The following is a 13,181-nucleotide window of genomic DNA, read 5'->3' on the forward strand; positions in this document are numbered from 1 at the left end:
ATCTCCTTATCAATCGATATGAGTCAATAACAACAGATTTGATCAGCTTGTTCCCCCGTAGTTAATAGCCAATGGATTGCTTTTATAACCCAACAGCCATGCCATAAAGAATGGGCAAATTCGTGAGGAAACACAACAAGATAATGAGTTAATAAAAAAATAACGGGGTTAACAAAAATCAGCTTGATTTTTACGGCATGCATTGGACCTCTTTCCCGTATTTTTTAAAGAAAAACAATTTGCCAGAAATCCGCCACAAAAGAAATAAAAACCTATTTTATCTTTATAAGACCCTAAGCTTTGGATAAACATTTACATTTATAAATCTTCAACTACTCTTAAAACACCCATGACTAAGCCAAGGAGGAATACATGGAAAAGCTTAAAGGACAAACAATCGCTATTTTAGTGGCAAATGGTTTTGAACAGGTAGAAATGGAAAAACCGCGACAAGCATTGGAAAAAGAAGGGGCAAAAACCATCTTAATTTCTCCGGAAAAACATGAAGTTCAAGGCTCACATCACATGGATAAAGGCAACAAATTTCCCGTCGATGTACACCTAGAGGATGCAAACGCAGACGACTACTCAGCCCTACTTTTGCCAGGCGGTGTCTTCAATCCGGATCATTTACGATTGCTTCCCAAAGCCATTAGCTTTGTAAAAGAAATTGCTCGGCAAAAAAAACCAATTGCCGCCATTTGTCATGGCCCGTGGTTATTAATTAATGCAGAAATTGCCAAGGGGCATAAACTCACCTCATGGCCTTCCATCAAGCTTGATTTAATCAATGCAGGAGCTCATTGGGTTGATGAACCCGTTGTCAGTGACAAACACTTAGTCACCAGCCGTAAACCAGATGATATCCCTCAATTTAATGAAGCAATGATAAAACTGTTTCATTCACAAGCATAAAATATAATCATCTTAGCCGATTGAAAACCCTAATTAATCTTCCATTAGGGTTTTCAAGTACATGACAGATGAACATCCACATGTCCTTCTTTCTGCATCATTCATCGCGTTTTTTTATGCCCGCATAAGCTATCACGCAAAACAATATATTACGGTATTATTATCCAACCCCTATTCCAAGGTAAGGAAGAAAATGAATAATGCTGATATTCTAACAACCACCATCAGGGATGAATCAATCTCGGAAAACCTCAAATCCATTGTTAAAGGCTCCATCGGAAATTTAATAGAATGGTACGATTGGTATGCCTATGCAGCTTTTTCTATCTACTTTGCCAAGGCATTTTTTCCTCATGGTGATGCCACAGCGCAATTAATGAATACGGCGGCTATTTTTGCGGTTGGATTTTTCATGCGTCCTTTAGGCGGCTGGTTAATGGGGCTTTATGCCGATCGCCAAGGACGAAAAAAGGCATTACTAACTTCTGTATTTTTAATGTGTTTTGGCTCACTTATCATTGCCTTGACCCCCTCTTATGAAACTATTGGAATTTTTGCCCCTCTTTTGTTGGTGTTAGCTCGCTTATTACAAGGCATTTCCGTTGGTGGGGAATACGCCACTTCAGCCACCTATCTTAGTGAAATGGCTTCCAAAGAGCACAGAGGGTTTTTCTCAAGCTTTCAATATGTGACATTGATTGCCGGTCAACTGCTTGCTCTAGGGGTATTAATTTTATTACAACAAGTATTTTTAAGTAGCGATCAATTAGAACTATGGGGATGGCGTATTCCCTTTATTATAGGAGCATTCCTTGCCATTGTTGCCTTATATTTACGAAAAGGAACGGAAGAAACAGCTTCCTTTGAGCATAAAAAATCAGTACAAGAACCTCTCTTTTCCGCACTGCTGCGACATCCTAAAGAATTGCTCATCGTGGTAGGGCGTTACCATGGGGGGAACCCTGGCTTTTTACACATACAGCACTTACATGCAAAAATATCTCACCAACAGTATCGGCATGAGCAAAATGGATGCCACCATGATTTCTGCAATTACTTTGTTTCTTTTTATGTTGCTACAACCTATGATTGGTGCGCTATCGGATAAGATTGGTCGTCGCCCAATTCTCATCGCTTTTGGACTGCTTGGTACCCTGTTTACCGTGCCGATTCTTTCATTGCTGCATACGGTGGAAACCTGGCATGGCGCTTTCTTTCTGATTATGGCTGGTTTAATCATTGTCAGCGGCTACACATCCATCAATGCGATAGTGAAGGCCGAATTATTTCCAGTTGAAATTCGCGCGCTTGGCGTCGGCTTACCTTATGCCATAACCGTCTCTCTTTTTGGCGGCACTGCAGAATACGTTGCGTTATGGTTCAAAAGCCATGGGATGGAAAATGGTTTTTACTGGTACGTTACTGCCTGTATTACTGTTTCTTTACTGGTTTACCTATTCATGAGAGACACCAAGCAACACTCCTGTCTGGATGGCCCAAACAGGTGTTAAAAACCAAAAATAAGTGTCATTCCCCCGAAGGGGAATCCATCTCGAATAAAACCTCGGTAATCATACATGGATCTCCACCTTCTCGGAGACGAGATTCAATGTTTAAATTGAATAAAACTTAACAAAAAACTTTTGCCAATGCGTAACTCCTTGTGCATGACCTAAAAAACACTGAAAGGCCTTTTGTAACCAGACTCACCCCTTGAGTTTTCTTATGCTTTTCTGACCAATTATTTAACTTGCATAATAAAAATCTTTATGATTGTATGTGACTGGATATCGTTAAGTCATAACTCAGTTAATTTATTTTTAAGGAGAAAAATGTGAGTTTTACCTTTAGAACGTATGACGAATTAAAAGCTAGATTTGCAGAAAATATCACGTTCCTATGTGGTTACCATCGTGCTGAATCCGTGGAGAACTTACCACCGTTACGTCGCTCGCAAATCCAATTCCTCCAGGAAACAATCACCGCACTGGATACAGATAGGACAGAGATTACCCCTGAAATTAAAGCAAAAATACTAAGCGGCGCCATGTTGGTCATCCATAATGAAATTGAAGAAAGCTATCGTTATTCAGACCCAACTCAAAGCGTGCTTTATCAAAAACTGACAGAAACCTTGGGAATATCCGCAGAAAACTCCATGCAAGCGGAAGACCGGTGCGACAGCGTTGGCAAGATCATGAAATTTCTTCACCGCACCGTTTTTATAGGCGGGAAATCTGAAGCAGGCTTGAACATAGAGCATCCTTATCTTAAAGACAGACCAAGGTTGGCGGAAGTTTGGAAACGCGGCGCAGATATGATAGCGGCAGCCAGTAAAGAAATGCTTACGCGCAATCTGGCAGAGCTAACCGCTCGAGAAGCTAGAGAAGCTGAGGAAGCCCAAGCCGCTGAAACGGCTGCAAAAGGAAGAACCTCTCTATTCGGATGGTTTGCTGGACGAAGTACCGCCCCTAGCCTGGAAGTAGCATCGACTGCAGACGGAGCTACTATCGGGGTTACTGTTGAAGAGTCTCAAAGAGGACCGACCTAATCTCCTAGCCTATCAGCTGGTTAACGTCACACGTTACCCAGCTGAAAAACCCTAAGTTGCGCTGTTATTTTTTTGCATTTTTGTCCGAAATAAAAACCAATAGGCTATTATATACAATAAGATTAAATTCCAACGAGCAAGCTGGTGCCAGTCACCAGCACCAGAATGTATATTTTAAACAGGATGGACGCATGCGTTTTTTTAAGCCCGCATTACAAGGTGGAAAATTGATTTCTCATTTGACCGACATCGAAGGAAATTGGCGCTACATGCAACGTTGGGTGGACCGCTCTCGTACCATTCAATGGCAAGAAGGCGCTTTGACATTTCGCCAGCCAACCAAACCTGTTACACCAACGTTTGTGTATGGTGGTGACTTTTGTGATAAAGGTCCAGGAGATTTAAGAATAGGCACCGCGCTCACAAAATTTAAAGCAGCACATCCAACGCAGGTTCATTTGCTTGCCGGCAATCGGGAAATCAAATGCCGTCGGTTTACTTATGAGCTAGCCCCTGACAAGATAAGAGAGCGTTTGCTATCAGGGCCGGCTGCCTTTTGGCGAACCGAGATGCCACCACAGCGTTATGTCATCCAACACATGCAACAAGCAAACCCCACCGCCTCTGCCGAAGAAGTAGAACGCTATGTTAGCAAATTGAGTACGGAACAATGCCAAACCTTATATCTAAAATGGATGTTAAATGAAACCATGGGGTGTGGGCCTTTTAAAGGCAAACCGGATACCTTTGAATATCGTCGAATGGAGTTGGCGGAAATATCAGAGCAATCCGCAGAGCAGATTAGCGATGAAATGGTTACCCAAAGTTTTATTGACTCGGTTGCCCCCACAGGGGTAATCAGCAATTATTTAAGGAATGCCCAACTTGGTGTAGTCTTGGGGGAAACACTCTTTCTACATGGTGCAGTAACGCCAGCTAATATTGGTTATGTTCCCGGCTTATCCGAATCAGGCACGCGCATCGACAACGCTAAGGAATGGGTGGAAGCGCTTAATGCATGGTATAAAGCTCAAATTGAAGATTGGGAAAAAAATCCGGTGGAAAAAAAAATGTCCCCTCCAGGCCATAAACCCTTGGATCGCTATGTTTTGTTTAACCCGCAATCCGTGGTAACCACCAATTGGTATCGAAACAATCAGCTTGCCCCCATTTCAGACGAGGTCGTACGATTTTTAAATCGTGCCGGTATTTATCGCGTCGTCACTGGCCACCAGCCTTTTTCCGATTTTCCTTTAATCATCAGACAACCGTCATCTTTGGAAGTGATTGTAGGAGACACTGGCTATAGCGATCCTAACAATCCTCATGATAACCGCGGCCAAGCCATTCATAATTTAGAAATCAACGAACATGGGGTCGTTGAAATCGATGCCGTGCGCCAAGATGGCTCTGTGATAAAACAACGTTTACCCTCCCGAGTTCAAGTTCAAATGAAAGAAGACATTGATCTTGGCCATTTTACAGAAGATGGTCGTCTGATTCGGCTCGATGCGAGTTCGCAGTATGTCAGCAGTCAGTTAGACGGTTTTGCCGTGAAAGATGAACCACTTGAAACGCCACAAAGTCGTCTCATTCAATAAATAATAGGTTAACAGATAAGCTTTTTGCATTTATAGACTGTCAATCTCTGAGATTAGCATTTGAAAAAATTTCTTAAGGCTATTTGTCTTTTTGAAAATATTTGACAAAAAAAAATTTTTCAGTCTATTCCTTTCAAAACCAATAGCTAGGACATCATGAATTCCTTAATTGCTATTTGCTTTGGGCCATAATTACAGCAAGAAAAAATAAAAATTATGTATTTATATTGCAAAGAACAATAAATATATTATTATGTTAGAATTTTATAATATTCGAATCAATAATGCCCGCTAGAAAACTGATTTCCGAAAAAATGGCAGAATTTTTAAGTGCGATAGCCCACCAATACCGCATTCGAATCATTGAGGAATTACATACAGGCGAACAAAACGTCAATAGTCTACAAGCCATGTTAGGGACAAGTCACTCGGTAGTATCTCAGCATCTATCCATTCTAAGAGCACATAAAGCAGTCAAGCAGCGGAAGGAAGGAAACCAGGTATTCTATCAGTTGGCTCAACCAGAATTAGCAAATTGGCTAGTTCAAGGGCTATTTTACCTTGAGGGCGGATTGCAATCTGATAAAGCCATCCGATCGGCCGTTGATGAAGTAAAGACTATATGGGGTCATACTCCAGATAATCTCTTTAAGGATGGTAGCTCAACCACATAAGGCATCATACGCTAGACATTTAAAAAGCCTAAATTTTTCCAATAATTAGTAAGCAATATGTATTCATCTACTAATATTCAGATCTTGCACAGGAGCATAAGAAATGAAAACATTGACCAAAGAAATGCAAGAAGCTATTACCCCTGAAATTGCATTACATTTATTGCAAGAAGGTAATAAACGATTTGTAAATAACTTGAAAGTTAATCGTAACTTGTTGCAGCAGGCTAATGAAACCTCTGATGGACAACATCCCTTTGCAATCATTTTAAGCTGCATTGATTCACGTACCTCAGTTGAGTTAATTTTTGACCAGGGTTTAGGCGATGTATTTAGCGTACGCATTGCAGGAACTATTATTAATGAAGATATTTTAGGCAGTATGGAGTTTGCTTGCAAAGTATCAGGGGCTAAAATAATAGTGGTTTTGGGTCATTCAAAATGTGGTGCGATAAAAGGGGCATGTGATCATGTAGAAATGGGCAGTTTGACTGCCTTGTTAAGTAAAATACAACCCGCTGTTAGCGCTGAAAAAACCATAATCGAAAACCGCACCTCAAGTAATGAAGAGTTTGTGGAAAAAGTTACAATGATTAATACCCACAGAACTGTGCATGCTGTTATAGAGCGCAGTCCGATTTTAAAAGAGCTTATTGAAACAGGCGAGTGTGGAATTATTGGCGGCCACCATGATATCGCAACAGGTAAAGTGCACTTTTATCAAGATACCAAATTCGGTTTTTTTAAAGCAGCCCCCAATAAGCCCCATCTTTCTGAAAACACCATGGCACTAAGAGCAAAACTTTAGATCCTGTCATACAAAATGAGTGAAGGATATTATATTTTATCATAAAATATCAGCCCCTCTTTGAGGAGTCTTACGTCGGCGCCAGCAGGCGAAATGTGCTGATAATCTTGAGGAATGTGTTGTGTTTTCATTCTGGTTCCGTTTTATTTGTTTTAAATCTAATCATAATAAGATAATTGTAACTCCCCACGTCATCCCGAGTGCAGCGAGGGATCTGCCTGCAGTGGCACAATTTTTAAAGTAGCGATGGATACAAATCGTTCCATTCAGGATTCAATGCATTAATCAAATCCTGCTTCTTTTTTCGAGACCACCCTTTGATTTGTTTTTCTCGCTCAATAGCCATGACGATGCCTGAACAAACTTCAAAATAAACCAGTCGATCCACATTGTATTTTTGGGTAAATCCAGCCACCAGTTTATTTTTGTGTTCATAAACACGGCGTATCAAATCATGGGTAACACCGGTATACAAAACATTATTGTGTTTATTGGTCAGAAGGTAAACGCAAGACTCCGTATGCATATACTATTCCTTGCTCTGTTGGACTGTATTGTTATCTCAGATTCCTGATAACACAGGGATAGTACCAGAAAATATAGATTGGATGGAACTGATAATGCTTAATCCTTGTTTACGGATCGTACTGATAAATCCTCAGATACGAGCAAATTGTTCAGCGCCTTGAGCGGTCCGAAAACCACCGGATATTTTTTGTTTGCATTTCATCATTCGTAAATCACGCTCAGCATCATTATTGGTAAATGGAACTGCCAGATCATGAAGAAACCGTAAAACGTCTTGTTTGTAATGAAATAAACGCCACAAGAGGTTGTGACCTGTCCGTCGAGGTTGTCGACCCTGTTTGCCTTTGCATGGCAATGGCGGCAGCGTTTCATGATACGCCAGCCCATCTCGAATAATCTTCTTGTAGATGTTGGTCAACCGCTTGATGCGAGCAACAGGTATTGCATGATGTTCATTAAAATGACGACAGCGAAGAGCAACACGTAATAGTCGGGTCATAGCCTGTGCCCATGGTTCTTTGTCATGCTCGGTTATTGCTTTTAATTCACGCAAGTGATGCTGGTTGCATAGGGCATGCTCCACACCTCCCAAATTGTAATAACTTTTCCAGTGATCATGAATGACGGTACCTGAAAGGCCATCCAGTAATGATTTTCGTTTTGGAGATATGTGATAATAAGTTGCCGTTTTAGTCGATGCCACATGCAACCATTGTGTTTTTCCGGCCACACGAAACCCTGTTTCATCCAGGTTTTTTACGGCAGCAGTTTTGACTGCAGACAATACCGATTCTTCAAATGATGCCAATGTATCAAAGGCAATCCGGTTATATCCAGTCCGTGTTGCAGTAGCCAGTTGAATTCCGTACAGGTCATAAAACAACTGTTGCAGCCTGTCTTCTGGAATAAAATGCTGATATTGATAATACACGCTCCAACTACGAATAACTTCACCGTATTGGACAGGAGCAAAAACACCTGCAGGAAATGCTGCTGTTATCGTTTTATTACAGCACTCGCAATATTTTACTTCAGCCTGATGTTCCGTGACTTCAATTTTGGGTGGTGGAATATCAAAAACCTGGCGCTTCACAATTCCAATCACCGGCGTTGAAAGTAATGAACCATAACAATCCGGGCATGTTAGCAATACATGGTTTTTGACAATATCTGGTGATTTAATCTGTTTTAACGTTTCGCCCTTGTGGCCTTTTTGGCCACCACTGTTACGTTTCCCATTTTCACGTAGTGATGTCGTATGGGGTAGTTTGCCTAACCCGTCACTTGACGGGGGGCTTTGAGCTGTTGCTGCTATTCTTGTTCAGTCGTTTTTCCAGCTCTGCTATTCATGCAGCTATTTGATCATAACCGCATAATTTTTCAAGTCTTTTTTACATTAATTTAATACGTGCCAGTTGCTGGAGATCCCTCGCTGCACTCGGGATGACGTGGGGAGTTACAGATAATTTTCATCTTCGCTAAATTCAGTCCGCTTAAAATCCACTTTCTCATAGCAACGTATGGCTTGTGCATGATTGGTTTGCGGTCGACGATGATCGCCTGAAATTTGGTAAGAAATTCACCGATAAACTGCTGAATCATTTGCACACCTAATCCTTTGTTGCGTGCCCTATCTTCAGCAATGAAAAGGTCCATACCCGCCAAATGATTTTAGTCAAATCGTTTAAAAAGCGGATTATTATATCGATAAATCCCGGCAGGTAAGTGACTTTTCAAGCAATAATATTGAATGAAACCAACAGGCACATGATTTCTGTATGCAATAAAACCAGGTACTTCTTCATGACCTAAAATTCTTGGTTGGAATTTTTCTTTGATTGCCGCAAATGACCAATTTTTATTTCCTGCATACCATTGATGGATGACGGGCTCCTGAAACCATTGATAAAGCAGTATTAAATCTTCTTCACTCAAAGACTTAAATTTAAAATGGCTCATGTTGGCTATGAATCTCTAACATCAAAGAGTTTTTGAACTGGCCGTGCTGCTCTCAACTTGGGATGCCTGGTAAACTAAGACATTTAAGAATTATATCTTATCTGTGCTTTACAAGACTATTTTTACTAATATGCAAATAAGAGCACGCATATTAACGGACGTAAAAACTCATGGCTGCCTTTCCCTTTAAGCTGATTGAATTAACTCATGTTCTTTCCCCTGAAATTCCTTCCTGGGAAGGTGATTGTGGTTTTGAGCATCAGCAAATTCTGGATTATTCCAATTGCACAACGGCTGTAAAATTCCATGTGCAAGCCATCCATATGCAAGCCGGCATTGGTACACATATGGATGCGCCCGCGCATTGTATTCCTGGTGGAAAAACAATTGATGAGTTTGTACTGGATGAATTACTGGCGCCTTGTATCCTCATAGATGCCTCATCACTGGCTCATGAACGCTGGTTGCTATCCTCGGAAGACATTTATCAATTTGAACGCCACTATGGCAAAATCGCCGCAGGCTCTTTTGTGATTATACATACAGGGTGGAATAAATATTGGCACCACCCCTTGCACTATCGTAATCATTGGCACTTTCCCTCCATTTCACAAAATGCCGCACTGACGTTGTTAGAGCGCGATATTGCGGGGTTAGGTATTGACACCTTATCCCCAGATATACCCACCAGCGGTTATCCAGTGCATCAAATTATTTTAGGTGCGGGGAAATATATTGTGGAAAACATAGCCAATGCACATATTTTACCACCTCTTGGCGCTTATACACTTTGCCTACCCATACGCACAAAAGGCGGTACGGAAGCTCCCATACGCTTAATTGGATTAATTCATCATGTGGAATGAAATTTTAAATAGATTAGATGAAAATAAAACTCCTGCGGCGGCAGCGTCTTTATGGGATGCTGATCAAAATTCGCTACAAAAAATTAACCACGGCATTAATTTAGTGTATCGTTTTAAACGCCACCAGCAAGGTTATTATCTTCGCCTTACCCATGAAACATTACGAAGCGTTGCAGAGCTTAACGCAGCACTTGCTTACCTCAATCATTTGTTTGTAGCAAATGTACCTGTTTGTGAACCTATTCCCTCGCAACGGGGTGCATGGATTGAAAAAATCCAGCAAGAGCAAGATTGTTTTCTCGCACAAGTGTGTCGAGAAGTCCCTGGTAAAGCGATTGATTTTGATTCAAAGAATTTAGTGCTTTACCGGCGGTGGGGAGAAGTTTTGGCGCAATTGCATCAGGCAGCCTCTTATTATCATCCCAAAGCACATTGTTACACCAGCTGGCAAGATTCACTACAAGAGCTTGAAGCTTACATTGACAAAGAATCTTTGGTTATACAACAAGTATTTGCAGAGGTGAAACTATTTTTCACTCACAAACCCATAGCAAAACATAATTACGGTTTAACGCATGGTGATCATCGTGAAGCCAATGTGTTAACTGACGGTCGCCACATTCACATCATTGATTTTGACTTACCAAGTTTTAACTGGTTTATGGAAGATGTCTGTCGACCTTTCTTTCATCCAATCGTCTATGATGAAGTAAACTGGCAAGACAAAATCAGACCTTATCTTGAAGGATATTTTTCGGTGATGCCCAAAAACAGTCTTGATATGGATTCTTTGAGCAAGCAAATCCAATTGAAGTGCCTGGAGATTTATTTATGGACTAAAAACAATTGGAATAGTGATATTGCACCAGGTGGAAACAAGACGAACCTATGGCTCGAACGCGTTCATGAAAAGCTGGTAAACACCAGCTGGATTGCAAAACTTCCAACCTTTTAATGAGTGTAAAGTCAAGCCTTATTTAATTATTAGCCGCCAAACGTTTGCTTGGGAAATGTTCTATAAAATTTATTTAATAGCTCGGAATGAGTCGGTGTAACTAGTTCTTTCTGATGTGCAAGCGTCATTAACCGTTCATTAAGATAATAAATTTCAGTTTGTTTATTGTTTTCAACGTCTTTATACATAGAAGAATAATTATCTGCAGTTCCTTCAATAACATCGATAACCTTACAAAACAAATCATCCGCCGACATATTCACTCCATAAGCACAAAGGACTTGAGCCGCTTCGGAAGTTAATTGTTTTAATATCTTCTGATGAGACAGCAACGCCCCATTCTTGCATCCCAATAATGCTGTTAATAAATTGATGCTGCAATTGATTGCAAATTTTTCCCACAAAATAGGCTGGATATTGTCCAGCCATTGATAAGGAAGTGCTGCAGCAGCAAACGCCGCACAAATGGTCTTTGTTTCGTTAGGGGTAAACTTGCCAATGCCTTGACCTAAATAAAATTTGCCATTTAAAAACGCTCTGACGGTAAATGCTTTTTCCAGGTAAGCCCCTACGGTACTGACCCCAGAAATAACACGTAATTGCGGCAGATGCTTTTTAATTTCATTTAAAACGCCTAACCCATTGTGGATTAAAAGGATTATGCTTTTTGCATTTAAATTGTTTTTCAAGCGTATTAAAAGATTGGTTATGTCATACACCTTGACACAACAAAGCAAATAATGAATAGGTTGACTACCAAGATCATCGAGAGTAACGGCTTGAGGATGGGCTGTAACAACACGTTCATCCTTAAGAATCGTTAACCCGGAATTTTGATATGAAGCGAATTGCGCTTCATTTTTAAATTAAACGGACTCCCAAACCTTGTTGCTGAAAACTGCCTGCAATCAAGCTGCCGAGGGCACCAACCCCCGCGATATGCCAGACTAATTTATTTTCAGTAACATTTTCTTTCATTGGGGAACTCCGTCATTTTACGGCAGCAATATAATCCTGTATCACCGTTGCAGCAACAGATCATTGCTTTTGTTGCATGTCTTGCAAAAGAGATTTTTTTATCATGGTAAGCGTTCATCAGAAAAATAATGGCCCTGCTTGCGACAGTACAAGCTTCATACCCATTCTTTAGTTATTTTAATATATAATTAACGTACGAATTCAATTCCAGCAAACAGCCTAGATTGGGCTCACCCTATTGTTCGCGATTGGTTTATTGATAAATTTTCCTTACCAACAGAACCACAGACACAAGGGTGGCCTCCTATCCTTGCCGGCAAAAGCACTTTAGTTTCTGCGCCTACTGGTTCAGGCAAAACGTTGGCTGCTTTTCTTATTTGCCTTGATCAGTTGATACGGCAATCTTTGGCCGGCACTCTTTCGCCGAAGACTCAAGTTCTGTACATATCTCCGAGAAGAGTCGCGCGATGCTTGGTGAGGTTAAAACCATCATTGTTGATGAAATACACGCCCTTGCAGACAATAAACGTGGTGCTCATTTAACGTTGTCATTGGAAAGATTGTATGCACTAACCAAAATTCCCCCGTTAGAATTGGTTTATCTGCTACTCAAAAACCACTGGAGTTGGTGGAAGATTTCTTAGCGGCACTCACCGGCCTCTGCCTGAGATCATTCATATTGGCCATAACCACTCTATCGAACTGACCATCGAGGTACCGCAGTATCCGCTCACGTCTGTTGCTTCTAATAACTTATGGGATGACATTTATGACCGTTTGGCTGTCTTAGCCCAGCAAAAACCGCCGATGGTTTTGATAATCTTCGCTCATTAGTTGACCCACGTCGCCGTTTACGTAAACGAGGGCATTATCTCACGGCGATGGGCCACTGGTCGCTATTATCCATCAAGAAATCGGTTGAACCAGCTCGGCAGTTGGAAGCCACGTGTTGGATGCTTCTTAAACGCTATGGTGTATGTTTTCGGGAATTATTGGCCCGAGAAAAAACATTCCAAGTTGGCAAACCTTGTTAAGGAACTTTCGCTTATTGGAAGAGCGTGGAGAAATCAGAGGAGGGCGCTTCATCCAAAGCTTCACAGGAGAACAATTCGCCCTTCCTTATGCCGTTGACTCTTTACGAGCTATGAAAAAAACAACATCAGAAGAAACATTTACCATCACTATTTCTGCTGCCGATCCATTAAATCTTGCCAGCATTATATTAGCCGGCGAACGCATCCCGACATTGTCTGGAAAACAAGTGTTATTCCAACATGGTGCTTTACAAGCTTTTTCTTCATAAACCAACATCATGTATGCCACCTGGACGATTGCAAACACCGGCT

At 41.1% G+C, this 13,181-nt stretch carries 17 protein-coding genes and 1 pseudogene; 12 read left to right on the forward strand and 6 right to left on the reverse strand.

Features of this window, described 5'->3' with window-relative positions; translation table 11 throughout:
• Nucleotides 1-23: 23 nt before the first annotated feature.
• Nucleotides 24-203: a hypothetical protein gene (locus tag LOA_RS11395; protein WP_025386449.1), complete on the reverse strand. Its 180-nt coding sequence runs from the start codon at nucleotides 201-203 to the stop codon at nucleotides 24-26.
• A gap of 169 nt (nucleotides 204-372) precedes the next feature.
• Between LOA_RS11395 and LOA_RS11400 the strand changes: the two genes are divergently transcribed.
• The 7 genes from LOA_RS11400 (at nucleotide 373) to LOA_RS11425 (ending at nucleotide 6,549) form a co-directional block, all read left to right on the forward strand.
• Nucleotides 373-915: a type 1 glutamine amidotransferase domain-containing protein gene (locus LOA_RS11400; RefSeq protein ID WP_025386450.1), complete on the forward strand. Its 543-nt coding sequence runs from the start codon at nucleotides 373-375 to the stop codon at nucleotides 913-915.
• A gap of 193 nt (nucleotides 916-1,108) precedes the next feature.
• The gene (locus LOA_RS11405; RefSeq protein WP_238551244.1) at nucleotides 1,109-2,023 is read left to right on the forward strand and encodes an MFS transporter; all 915 of its coding nucleotides are present in this window, start codon (nucleotides 1,109-1,111) and stop codon (nucleotides 2,021-2,023) included.
• Nucleotides 1,905-2,426 carry an MFS transporter gene (locus tag LOA_RS15555; protein ID WP_338010454.1) on the forward strand — a complete coding sequence of 174 codons (522 nt, stop codon included), beginning with the start codon at nucleotides 1,905-1,907 and terminating at the stop codon, nucleotides 2,424-2,426. Before LOA_RS11405 ends, LOA_RS15555 begins: the two co-directional genes overlap by 119 nt.
• 323 nt (nucleotides 2,427-2,749) lie before the next feature.
• The gene (locus tag LOA_RS11410) at nucleotides 2,750-3,466 is read left to right on the forward strand and encodes a hypothetical protein (protein ID WP_025386451.1); all 717 of its coding nucleotides are present in this window, start codon (nucleotides 2,750-2,752) and stop codon (nucleotides 3,464-3,466) included.
• A 191-nt stretch (nucleotides 3,467-3,657) separates the two neighbouring features.
• Entirely contained in the window at nucleotides 3,658-5,067 is a 1,410-nt protein-coding gene (locus tag LOA_RS11415) for a metallophosphoesterase family protein (RefSeq protein WP_025386452.1), read from the forward strand.
• 284 nt (nucleotides 5,068-5,351) lie between these two features.
• Nucleotides 5,352-5,741, forward strand: a complete 390-nt coding sequence (locus LOA_RS11420; RefSeq protein ID WP_025386453.1) for an ArsR/SmtB family transcription factor — start codon at nucleotides 5,352-5,354, stop codon at nucleotides 5,739-5,741.
• Between the two features lie 103 nt (nucleotides 5,742-5,844).
• On the forward strand, nucleotides 5,845-6,549 hold the full coding sequence (locus tag LOA_RS11425; RefSeq protein ID WP_025386454.1) for a carbonic anhydrase family protein: 705 nt from the start codon (nucleotides 5,845-5,847) through the stop codon (nucleotides 6,547-6,549).
• Between the two features lie 235 nt (nucleotides 6,550-6,784).
• On the opposite strand, the gene LOA_RS11430 is transcribed toward LOA_RS11425, so the two are convergent.
• The 4 genes from LOA_RS11430 to LOA_RS15565 form a co-directional block, all read right to left on the reverse strand.
• Nucleotides 6,785-7,075 carry a GIY-YIG nuclease family protein gene (locus LOA_RS11430; RefSeq protein WP_025386455.1) on the reverse strand — a complete coding sequence of 97 codons (291 nt, stop codon included), beginning with the start codon at nucleotides 7,073-7,075 and terminating at the stop codon, nucleotides 6,785-6,787.
• A 132-nt stretch (nucleotides 7,076-7,207) separates the two neighbouring features.
• On the reverse strand, nucleotides 7,208-8,392 hold the full coding sequence (gene tnpC, locus LOA_RS11435; protein WP_081726653.1) for an IS66 family transposase: 1,185 nt from the start codon (nucleotides 8,390-8,392) through the stop codon (nucleotides 7,208-7,210).
• 86 nt (nucleotides 8,393-8,478) lie between these two features.
• Complete coding sequence (locus tag LOA_RS15560) at nucleotides 8,479-8,733, reverse strand: hypothetical protein (RefSeq protein ID WP_237757998.1); 255 nt, start codon at nucleotides 8,731-8,733, stop codon at nucleotides 8,479-8,481.
• Between the two features lie 15 nt (nucleotides 8,734-8,748).
• On the reverse strand, nucleotides 8,749-9,036 hold the full coding sequence (locus tag LOA_RS15565; protein WP_237757997.1) for a GNAT family protein: 288 nt from the start codon (nucleotides 9,034-9,036) through the stop codon (nucleotides 8,749-8,751).
• 170 nt (nucleotides 9,037-9,206) lie between these two features.
• Here LOA_RS15565 and LOA_RS11445 point away from each other — a divergent pair, with 170 nt between their 5' ends.
• Nucleotides 9,207-9,902: a cyclase family protein gene (locus LOA_RS11445; protein ID WP_025386456.1), complete on the forward strand. Its 696-nt coding sequence runs from the start codon at nucleotides 9,207-9,209 to the stop codon at nucleotides 9,900-9,902.
• Nucleotides 9,892-10,857: a phosphotransferase enzyme family protein gene (locus LOA_RS11450; protein WP_025386457.1), complete on the forward strand. Its 966-nt coding sequence runs from the start codon at nucleotides 9,892-9,894 to the stop codon at nucleotides 10,855-10,857. Before LOA_RS11445 ends, LOA_RS11450 begins: the two co-directional genes overlap by 11 nt.
• A gap of 29 nt (nucleotides 10,858-10,886) precedes the next feature.
• On the opposite strand, the pseudogene LOA_RS11455 reads toward LOA_RS11450, so the two are convergent.
• Nucleotides 10,887-11,702, reverse strand: a pseudogene (locus LOA_RS11455) (ketopantoate reductase family protein); the annotation flags it as partial.
• A 388-nt stretch (nucleotides 11,703-12,090) separates the two neighbouring features.
• Between LOA_RS11455 and LOA_RS15570 the strand changes: the two are divergent.
• From LOA_RS15570 to LOA_RS11460, 3 genes are all read left to right on the forward strand, one after another.
• Nucleotides 12,091-12,378, forward strand: a complete 288-nt coding sequence (locus LOA_RS15570) for a DEAD/DEAH box helicase (protein ID WP_272946920.1) — start codon at nucleotides 12,091-12,093, stop codon at nucleotides 12,376-12,378.
• Nucleotides 12,303-12,479: a hypothetical protein gene (locus tag LOA_RS15575; RefSeq protein WP_237757995.1), complete on the forward strand. Its 177-nt coding sequence runs from the start codon at nucleotides 12,303-12,305 to the stop codon at nucleotides 12,477-12,479. Before LOA_RS15570 ends, LOA_RS15575 begins: the two co-directional genes overlap by 76 nt.
• A gap of 332 nt (nucleotides 12,480-12,811) precedes the next feature.
• Nucleotides 12,812-13,138 (forward strand): Lhr family helicase, encoded by a 327-nt coding sequence (locus tag LOA_RS11460; protein WP_025386459.1) that lies wholly within the window; start codon nucleotides 12,812-12,814, stop codon nucleotides 13,136-13,138.
• Nucleotides 13,139-13,181: the final 43 nt, after the last annotated feature.

The organism is Legionella oakridgensis ATCC 33761 = DSM 21215 (assembly GCF_000512355.1).
In the GTDB taxonomy this organism is placed as follows: Bacteria; Pseudomonadota; Gammaproteobacteria; order Legionellales; family Legionellaceae; genus Legionella_A; species Legionella_A oakridgensis.